Annotated in this window: 6 protein-coding genes, 1 pseudogene and 1 other annotated feature; of the genes and pseudogenes, 6 read left to right on the top strand and 1 reads right to left on the bottom strand. The window is 38.3% G+C overall.

Features of this window, described 5'->3' with window-relative positions; all coding sequences use genetic code 11:
- The first annotated feature begins 206 nt into the window (after positions 1-206).
- From DAHG_RS05670 to DAHG_RS05645, 6 genes and pseudogenes are all read left to right on the top strand, one after another.
- On the top strand, positions 207-1,313 hold the full coding sequence (locus DAHG_RS05670; protein ID WP_022937370.1) for a tyrosine-type recombinase/integrase: 1,107 nt from the start codon (positions 207-209) through the stop codon (positions 1,311-1,313).
- A gap of 75 nt (positions 1,314-1,388) precedes the next feature.
- On the top strand, positions 1,389-4,643 hold the full coding sequence (locus DAHG_RS05665) for an SNF2-related protein (RefSeq protein WP_022937369.1): 3,255 nt from the start codon (positions 1,389-1,391) through the stop codon (positions 4,641-4,643).
- A gap of 102 nt (positions 4,644-4,745) precedes the next feature.
- Positions 4,746-4,958, top strand: a binding site (T-box leader).
- A 132-nt stretch (positions 4,959-5,090) separates the two neighbouring features.
- A complete protein-coding gene (locus DAHG_RS05660; RefSeq protein ID WP_022937368.1) occupies positions 5,091-5,954 on the top strand; it encodes a transporter substrate-binding domain-containing protein in 864 nt (287 codons plus the stop codon).
- 18 nt (positions 5,955-5,972) lie between these two features.
- Complete coding sequence (locus DAHG_RS05655) at positions 5,973-6,665, top strand: amino acid ABC transporter permease (RefSeq protein WP_022937367.1); 693 nt, start codon at positions 5,973-5,975, stop codon at positions 6,663-6,665.
- Positions 6,658-7,396, top strand: a pseudogene (locus DAHG_RS18905) (amino acid ABC transporter ATP-binding protein). Before DAHG_RS05655 ends, DAHG_RS18905 begins: the two are co-directional and overlap by 8 nt.
- 9 nt (positions 7,397-7,405) lie before the next feature.
- The gene (locus DAHG_RS05645) at positions 7,406-9,088 is read left to right on the top strand and encodes a M14 family metallopeptidase (protein ID WP_022937364.1); all 1,683 of its coding nucleotides are present in this window, start codon (positions 7,406-7,408) and stop codon (positions 9,086-9,088) included.
- Between the two features lie 57 nt (positions 9,089-9,145).
- Here DAHG_RS05645 and DAHG_RS05640 read toward each other — a convergent pair whose 3' ends face one another.
- Entirely contained in the window at positions 9,146-9,919 is a 774-nt protein-coding gene (locus DAHG_RS05640) for a YhfC family glutamic-type intramembrane protease (RefSeq protein ID WP_022937363.1), read from the bottom strand.
- Between the last annotated feature and the right edge of the window lie 131 nt (positions 9,920-10,050).

The following is a 10,050-nucleotide window of genomic DNA, read 5'->3' as shown; positions in this document are numbered from 1 at the left end:
GACTGAAGAAGTAGAGATTTTTGTGTTTTCGAACATGAAAATTAATATTATAACTGCACCTAGTTACACAAAATGAAAAATCAAACTCATTGGCGGTTTTCACAAAATAAAAATCAATATAAATGAAATAAACATCATTTCTCCTTGTAAATCATCAACCCTATATGATAAATTAAACCCATAACCCCAGAGGAGGAATTAATAACATGTCTGTTTATCAAAGGGATAATAAATTTTACTACAAAGGGAAATACACACTACCCGACGGCAGAAGTGTATTCTACAATCGATTAGCCAAGGGATGCACCTGTCTGGAAGATGCACGCATCCTTGAAAAAAATTTCATAATGAAGAAAGAACTGGAACGCTACGAGGTAAGAACGGGCAGCACAGTAACATTCGGCAAGCTCTGCGAAATTTACTTTGAAGACCGCCGCAACGTGCGCAAAAGTACAACCATTCAAAATGATAAATTCGGATTAACAAAACTCGTTCGTCTCCGTCCAGTATGTTTGTGTGATATAAAACCTGCAACCATACAAGTCATCCTTGACGAAATGGAGAAAAACGGCGCCAGCACTTCATATGTAAATAAAATCAGAAGCCTTGCCCATAAAATACTTGCCTACGCTGTGCGAGAAGACCTGCTTGAAAGTAATCCGGTAGATAAGGTCGCCAAACTGGTAAGACCCGATGAGCTCGAGGAGGAAATCCATTTCTGGACCTACGACGAATTCTCGGCCTTCATAGAAAACGTAGATCAGAACAAACACAACCGCTACTATTGCTTCTATAATTTCCAATACTTCATGGGCTGCCGAAAAGGGGAAAGTCTTGCCTTGAACTGGAACGATATCAACTTTGATAATAATACCGTCAAAATCAATAAGACAATCGCCCAGCAATTAAAAGGCATTCCTTATAAACTTACACCCCCTAAAACCAAAAACAGCATCAGGACGATAAAAATGCCGGACATGCTGATTAAAATCATGCGAGACCGTTATGCCAGAGTTTCCCAAGAAGAAAATTTCTCCCGTACCAATTTTGTATTTGGTGATGAACAGCCGTTAGGAATTAAATATATCGGCGTGTTATTCAAACAATACGCTGAATTTGCTGGCGTCCCGGTAATCCGAATTCATGATCTGAGACATTCCCACGCCTCATTTCTGATTAATAAAGGTGCCAACATTAAAGCCATAGCCTCACGGTTAGGTGATAATGTAGAAACCGTTCTTGGTGTTTATACGCATCTCTTCTTTGAAACCGAAGATGAATTAGTAAAAATTATTAATGAAAACTGTTATTAATTCACGCTAATCTTACATCTGTGCATATACCATAAGATGTATTATAATGGATTCAAGCGGAGGGGATGAGTTAAAATGAAAAATATAAATATTGATGGTCTCCGTTATCGGGTATATCCAGATACTTTTCGTAAGGCAGAAAAGATTGTGAAAAGCAACGCCATTGATATCATCAGTGTTGAAGGACTCGATGATAATCTGATTATGATCTGTGCTGAAGTACAGGGCTCATATGACCAGCCATACGATACTAGAATTATCTATGATGGTGATACTGGCTATTTAGAAAGAAACGGCTGCAATTGTGAAGCCTTTCAGAAATACTATGGACCATGCAAACATTGCATCGCTTTAGCACTGCACATCCACCAAAAACAAATTGCTCATGAGCTGGATGTAAGCAATCTTAAATATAAAACAAACAGCCAGCTGATGCATTTAATGAAACAACAAACCCTAAAGAATGCTCAGACTTATTTTGAAGGTGGTGTCGACGGCATAATTGAACTTGAACCATTTTTTCATATTAGTGAACTAAAAGAATGGAGTGTCGAATTCAAGATAGGAACCAAAGATAAAAAATATGTTCTTAAGGATCTTGGCCTTTTAGATCGGCTTGTCAGTAATCTTGAACATTACAGTTACGGAAAGAAACTTGCCTTCATACACTCCAGGACAGCATTTACTAAGACTGGCTTGCTGCTATATGACTTTATTCATGCATATCTTTGTGAAAATGAAGGCTTCAATAGATTGTATAATAGCCGTTATTACAATGATTCACCTACCATCCGTAAAATACCCCTCAGTAGTAATTCATTGATACAATTGCTTGAAATTCTCAAAGATGAAAAGATTCATGTGAATGATGATTTGGCAGATATCACAGACGGCTTGCCTGTACTATACAGCAAGGTCGATAAAGCAGGACTGAATTGGATTTTAACCTTACCCAAATTGGTATGCATCCGTAATTATGATCGCGCCTATATATATCATAATAAAATATTCTATCGGCTTCCTGACGATTATCCGCGGGATGCTTTAGACCTCTTCGAGCTTACACATACAGGAAAATATGAATATACAATTAGTGAGGAAGATCTGCCTGCATTTTGCTCATCTTTTCTGTCTGCGTTAGAAGCAACAACAATCTGTGAGAAAGCAAGCTCATTAGATAGTTTTCGGCCAGTACCGTGTATTATTCAGTTCTATTTTGATCATGTGGCTGATGAAGCAATCGATATCATTTGCTGTGAACCGTATGCGGTTTATGGAGATTTAAAATGTAATCTTTTTAGTCTATTGGAGAATAAGGACATATTGAACCGCGATGTAATAAAAGAAGGCCAAGCGCTGCATACCTTGCATCAATATTTCCCAGAATGTGGGAATGATTTTGCCTTTATTGCATGGGAGGATGAGGAATCTATTTATAAATTGATTTCTACAGGGCTGGATCAGCTTCGCCAGCTTGGTGAGGTATATTTAAGCTCATCAATGAGAAGTCTTATCATCACTCGGCCGCCGAAAGTTAATGTTAATGTCAGCTTAAATGTTGGCTTACTGGACATGAAGCTTACTACAAACTTACCGCCGGATGAATTAGAGCAATTACTCAACAGCTATCATCAGCATAAAAAATATTATCGGCTTAAAAATGGTAATTTTATTCAATTAGAGGATTCATCACTTTCCGCATTAGCTGAACTAAGTGAGGGGCTTGAACTAGATACAAAACAGCTCGCAGACGGGCATCTGCAGCTTCCTAAATATCATTCTCTTTATATTAATCAAGTGTTAAAAGATAATGAAGCTGAGATTGAAACCGTTAGAAATTATGATTTTCGGCAGATTATTCGGAATATGCAGAATATCGAAAATAGTGATTATGAAAGCCCAAAGGATCTGAAAACAGAATTGCGCCCTTATCAGAAATTCGGCTATCAATGGCTCAGAACGCTGGCTGATTTAGGCTTTGGCGGTATTTTAGCTGATGATATGGGCTTAGGTAAAACGGTTCAAATTATAGCTTTTTTACTAGCTAAAGTATGTGAGGCAGAAGCTGAAAACAAAATCATTAAAGCTTTAATCCTATGCCCAGCTTCCTTAGTTTATAACTGGGAAAGTGAGATTCAGCGATTTGCGCCATTCTTGTCGGTATGTACAATCGTGGGCACTACAGAACAGCGTAAAGAATTGATCGGCAAACAGGGACAGTATGATATTACGCTGACATCTTACGATTTATTAAAACGTGATTTAGAATCCTATAAAAATTATCAGTACGATTACGAAATTATCGATGAAGCACAGAATATTAAAAACTATACCACGCAGGCAGCAAAGGCAGTGAAGAGTATTCAGGCTGATATTCGCTTTGCCTTGACTGGTACACCAATTGAAAATTCATTAAGTGAATTATGGAGCATTTTTGATTATCTGATGCCAGGCTTGCTGGGCAGCTATCAAAAATTCAGAAAGAAATTTGAAAATCCAATCATCGCCAATACGGATAATGAAATCAGTAAACGTCTTCAAAAAATGGTCAAACCCTTCATTCTGCGCCGTTTAAAGCGGGATGTTTTAAAAGAATTGCCGGATAAAATTGAGAAAGTTATTCTTTCAAAAATGGAAAATGAACAAGAACGTCTTTATAATGCCAATGCTCAAAAGGTGTTAGCATCACTGGCAGCCAAGAGTGATGATGAGTTTAAAACAAGCCGCATCCAAATCTTAGCCGAATTAACAAAACTCAGACAATTGTGCTGCGACCCATCGCTTATCTATGACGATTATCAAGGTGGTTCGGCAAAATTAGAGGCTTGCATGGAGCTGGTAAACAGTGCGATTGACGCTAATAATAAGATTCTGATTTTCTCACAATTTACTTCCATGCTCGATATTATTAAGGGCAGGCTTGATGAGTTGAAAATTGATGCCTATATGCTGACAGGTTCTACAACAAAGGAAAAGCGGCGTGAATTGGTAGATCGTTTTAATAAAGATCAGACACCGGTATTTTTAATTTCCTTAAAGGCCGGCGGTACTGGTTTAAATTTGACAGCAGCCAGCATCGTCATTCATTATGATCCTTGGTGGAACTTGGCAGCTCAAAATCAGGCCACAGATCGTACTCACCGCATCGGTCAGGAGCAGATAGTAACTGTATATAAGCTATTAGCAAAAGACACGATTGAAGAAAAGATCGAAAAACTGCAGGAGAAAAAGGCTCAGCTGTCTGATCAGATTATTTCTGAAGGCGGTATTACTCAGGAAATAATGAGTAAGAGCGATTTTATGGACTTCTTATCAGTGGTTGAAAAATAATGATGAAAGATAATGAAAATAAAAATATGAAAATTAAGAAAATAAAATAATTATTTTCAGAAAATGGTTGACATACGATTTTCAAGGGTGTAAACTAACACCATAAAGTTGATGACCAAGAGAGTAAATATTTAAGAATCGCCAGCGAGTCAGGACAGAGTGGAAGCCTGATCGAGGAAGAAATATTGAAGCGCACTTGCGAGATGTCTGTCTGAAATGAGTAGGATGGATCGCTTACCCGGCGTTACAGGAAGAGTGGTTCATGTGCGGAGCATGAATAACTGGAGTGGTACCGCGTTTAATAACGTCTCTGGATTTTATATTCAGAGACGTTTTCTTTTACCATAGGAGGCTAGAATGGAACAGAATAGTAAAAAGCGACGAAATTGTGCTTGATTATTACTATAAATTTATGAATTACAAAAACATCTAAGGGAGGATCAATTCATGAAGAAACTATTAACAATTGCTGCCGCGTGCTTATTAAGCTTTACAATGACGGCATGTTCATCCAATAACGAAGGCGGACAAAGTACAGCGCCGCAAAATAAATTAGAAGAAATTCAACAAAAAGGGAAATTAGTAATGGCTGTTTCGCCAGATTTTCCGCCATTTGAATTCATCGACAATACTAAATCGGGTATTGATCAGTATGTTGGAGCTGATATTGAACTAGGAAAATATATCGCGGAACAGCTTGGTGTTGATTTTGAAATAAAAGCAATGGACTTTACAGCCGTGTTAAGCTCTGTGGATCTTGGCAATGCCGATATCGCTATCAGTGGTTTTGGCTGGCGTGAAGATCGTGAAGAAAGCTTTGAACTTTCCCATGGCTTTAATAAAGATGGTGAAGCTTCTTGTCATGGTTTCTTGATTAAAAAAGCGGATGCTGCTAAATATACAACGCTTGCTGATTTAGCTAATGCGACTATTGCTGCACAGGTTTCTTCATTACAGGAAGGTTATACCAAGGAACAGCTGCCGGATGCTAAATTGCAGCAAGTAACATCATTAGATATTGGCGTTATGTCATTGGAAACCGGTAAGGTTGATGCACTTGCATGTACATGCGATCTTGCGAAAGGGTATGCTTCAGCCAACGAAGATTTAGTCAAAGCGGATGCTGAATTTGATATTACTTATGATTCAGAACATGATGGTAATGTCGCGGCTGTTCAGAAAGGGCAGACAGAGCTGTTAGCTAAAATTAATGAAATCATTGATGAGGTTAATGAAAAAGGTCTCTATGATGAATGGAATACGGCAGCGAAAGCCACCGCTAAAGAATTAGGTATTAAATTTGAAGATTGATGAAAGGATTGAAGTCCAATGCAAAATTTAACTTTATTTTCACTCATTACTGAAATATGGAGAGTGTTTTATGAGAATTATCCAATCTTTGTTGATGGTTTGCTGGGAACTTTGCAGCTTGCTGCTATTACTGTTTTATTCGGTACCGTTTTAGGGGCTGTCATCGCCTTAGCTAAAATGTCAAAGTGGAAGATTTTAAGCGGTATTGCTAATATTTATGTCGAGGTTATAAGAGGTACGCCAATTCTGGTTCAGCTTTATATTTTTGCCTTCTTTCTGCCGATTGCATTTCCAATTTTAGCGAATGTAAAGGAATACTACATGGTTGTCATTTCGTTGATTATTAACTCCAGTGCCTATGTTTCTGAAATTATTCGTTCCGGTATTCAGGCGGTTGATAAAGGGCAGACAGAAGCCGCGAAGAGTCTTGGCATGAGCAATCGCAATATGATGCTGAAAATCATTCTGCCGCAGGCAATTAAAAATATTCTGCCGGCATTAGGAAATGAATTTATTATGATGATTAAAGAAACATCATTGGCATCTGTCTTATTCATTAATGAGTTAATGTATACAAGAACATTGCTGATGTCGACTAAATTCCTTAGCTGGCAGCCGCTGTTCATTATTGCAATCATTTATTTTATCGTAACTTATTCATTATCAAAGGTTGTTGGTTATATGGAAAAGAGGTTGAGTGTCAGTGATTAATCAGGCGTTGATTCAGGTAAAAGACCTGTGTAAGAATTTCGGTGATTTACAAGTTTTAAAAGGCATTAATGAAGAAATTCATAAGGGTGAAGTTGTGTCAATCATTGGTCCATCCGGTTCGGGAAAAAGTACCTTTCTGCGCTGCTTGAACTTACTTGAGGAACCAACCAGCGGCCAAGTTATCTTTGAAGGTGTCGATATAGCAGCGAAAAATCTGAATATCGACAAGCATCGGCAAAAAATCGGCATGGTTTTCCAACATTTTAATGTATTTCCGCATCTTACTGTATTAGAGAATATTACCATAACGCCAACTCTTGAAAAAGGAGTGTCAAAAGCGGAAGCCACGGAAATGGGAATGCGTCTGCTTAAAAAAGTGGGGCTAGAAAGCAAGGCAGATGAATATCCAAGAAAATTATCAGGCGGACAGAAACAGCGTCTTGCCATTGTAAGAGCTATGGCTATGGAACCTGATGTAATGTTATTTGACGAACCAACCAGTGCCCTTGATCCGGAAATGGTTAAAGATGTCTTTGGAGGTAATCAAAGATCTGGCGGATAATGGGATGACTATCGTGATTGTTACTCATGAAATGGGCTTTGCCAGAGAAATCAGTGATCGTGTTTTATTCATGGATGACGGGATTATTGCCGAACAGGGGACACCAGAGGATATTTTCAAGAATGCAAAGAATCCAAGAACGATTGAGTTTTTGAGTAAAGTACTATAAGGAGGATTTATGCAGACAACATTTAATTATGATCATTATTATGATTGGCTGGAAATGAGTGAATGTTTAAAACACTTGTTAAAGCAGTATCCAAGCTTAATGCAGCTGGAAAGTATTTGTGTGAGTGAAGAAGGAAAGGATGTTTGGGCAGTTACCCTTACTGATTCAAGTGCTAAAGAAGCAGCTGCCAAACCAGCCTATTATATTGACGGCAATCATCATGCCGGTGAAGTAACCGGTTCAATGGCGGCGATGTATACAGTGGATCTCTTATGTACAAATTATAATAAGGATGAGAAAATTACCGATTTATTAAAAAATTATACTTTTTATATCATTCCAAAGATTTCACCCGATGGTTCAGATGTTTATCTGCACAGTGATCAGCGTCTGCGTTCAGTAAATCGGAATTATCCATTATCAGAATTGGCTGATGGTCTGCATCCTGGCGACATAGACGGTGACGGCGTAATTCGTATGATGCGTGTAAAAACACCTTACGGCGCATGGAAAGTGTCTGAAAAAGATTCGCAGGTAATGACAAAAAGAACACCTTTTGATGTTCAGGGTGATTTCTATAATATTTATCCAGAAGGTGAAATTATTAATTATGATGGCTTGCATATAGAATTAGCCAAAGAAAAATGGGGCTTGGATTTTAACCGCAATTATCCGTTTGGCTGGTTTAGTGAGGTGCGTCAGCCGGGAGCGGGTAAATATCCGTTGAGTAATCCGGAAAATAAAGCAGTAGCTGATTTTGTGTTAGCCCATCCTAATATTGGTTTTGTTTCTACTTTGCATACAACAGGCGGTGTACTTGTTTATCCTCCAGGAACATATCCAGAAGCTAAGGCATTAAAAAAGGATATGGATTTGTTTAAAAAAGTAGGGAAAATGGCCAAGCAGATCATGGGTTATGAGACTGTAAATATTTTTGATGGTTTTCTGACAGATATTGAAAATTATTCCTCTGGCGCGTTTGATGATTGGTGTTATGAAACACAGGGCATACCGGCTTATACAATCGAATTATGGAATTTATTTGAACGTGCAGGTGCGGATATGAGCTGGCCGCGTAAGGATAAGGATGATGATGTACAGGAAGCTGAATATGCAATGGTTTTAAAGTGGATCAAAGAGAATATTGGTGAAAGTGCTATTAAGCCTTGGACAGCGTTTGATCATCCACAGCTTGGTCCTGTGGAAATCGGCGGCTTCGATTATAAATTTATCCATCAAAATCCACCTTGTGATTATTTACTTCAGGAAGTTGAAAAAACTGCAAAGTTCATGCTTGCGAATGCTTATGCTCTGCCAAAACTTAAATTTGAATCAGTAAAAACTGAAAAAATCTGTGACGGCATTTATAAATTGGAGGCAGTGCTTGGCAATACTGGTTACATGCCGACTTACCTTACTGACAGTGCGAAACGGCAGAAAATTGATCAGCCAGTTCATATCGCTTTATCCGGCTGTGAGGTTATTGAGGGAGAAGCGGTACTGATGGTAAATGCGTTAGAGGGTGTATCAGGCGTTAATACTTATTATGGGTATGATGGGATAACAACTCAAAAGCATGCCCCGCAGCTTAAACGATTCACTTGGATTATAAGCGGTAAACAGAATGATTTAGTAACTTTAACCGCCACTAGTCAAAAGGCAGGAAAAGCTTCCATTCAATGTGTTTTATAAAAAAAAAGCATACACTAGAAAGCAAATCAGCTATAGCTTTCCAAGTGTATGTTTTATTTATGCATTCTTATATTTATTATAAGATTTAAACAAATACCCTATCGATAAGATGGCAAAGATGGCCGGCAGCAATTCAAGAATGAAGAGTGAAGCACCATTAATCTGAAGCAATGCAACACCGGCATCCAAAGCCATATGAATTAGAAAAGCAGCTAAGCAGCCAATCAGTGTTTTGCCATCCATGCTTTTTGTCATAATCAGTGTTGTCAACGCACAGTGCAGCAGCATTGCGAATACACGCTCCAATAAAGCGACAATGATTGCCCAAGCGGGGAATGAACTCAGCGTTGTGGTAATGGATGCCACTGAAGCCGGGTCAAGTCCCATTGTTGCTAATGTTCCCTGATTAATCAGAAAAGCATAATAAATATATGAAATATATGTTATCCCCAGCATAATGAAGGCTTCGCAGAAACCATGTCCCCAGCCGGCAACAGCCCCTTCCAGCCAGCCTTTCCGTTTTTTTAGACAGATATTAACAATAAATAATCGTCCTAGTGTTTCAAATAAGGCAGCACTGGCACCTAGGAAAAGCGCATACAGTGTCATATGCTGAGCAAAAAAAGTGACAACAGAAACATTGGACATTAATACACCCATCAATGGAATCCTCAGGATTATCTGTGAAAAGAAAAAGCCTAAGGCCCCTACCAAGCCAACCGAAATAATTCGATAGCCCTGTGATTTTAAATACAAAATAGGACCTAAACCTAATAAAAATAATATGATCACCGCAAATAGTAGCGCAAGTATTGTAGTAGTTGATACCATAACGACCTCCTGGTAATTACCCTATAATTGTATTACAAGAAAATTAATTTGCAAGTTTTTATTGACAAACTGTACTAACTGTATTAGTGTATTAATATAAATAGTACAGTTGGTACAGAAAGGAGCAGAAA

It is taken from the genome of Dielma fastidiosa (genome assembly GCF_000313565.1).
Lineage (GTDB): Bacteria > Bacillota_I > Bacilli_A > Erysipelotrichales > Erysipelotrichaceae > Dielma > Dielma fastidiosa.
Note: the sequence above shows the minus strand (reverse complement) of the source record. Positions and strands in the feature narration are given on the sequence as shown.

Bases quoted from the DNA above. Each gene is read 5' to 3' on its own strand.
- DAHG_RS05655 (WP_022937367.1), top strand. From the start codon at position 5,973: ATGCAAAATTTAACTTTATTTTCACTCATTACTGAAATATGGAGAGTG.
- DAHG_RS05670 (WP_022937370.1), top strand. From the start codon at position 207: ATGTCTGTTTATCAAAGGGATAATAAATTTTACTACAAAGGGAAATAC.
- DAHG_RS05660 (WP_022937368.1), top strand. From the start codon at position 5,091: ATGAAGAAACTATTAACAATTGCTGCCGCGTGCTTATTAAGCTTTACA.
- DAHG_RS05665 (WP_022937369.1), top strand. From the start codon at position 1,389: ATGAAAAATATAAATATTGATGGTCTCCGTTATCGGGTATATCCAGAT.
- DAHG_RS05645 (WP_022937364.1), top strand. From the start codon at position 7,406: ATGCAGACAACATTTAATTATGATCATTATTATGATTGGCTGGAAATG.
- DAHG_RS05640 (WP_022937363.1), bottom strand. From the start codon at position 9,919: ATGGTATCAACTACTACAATACTTGCGCTACTATTTGCGGTGATCATA.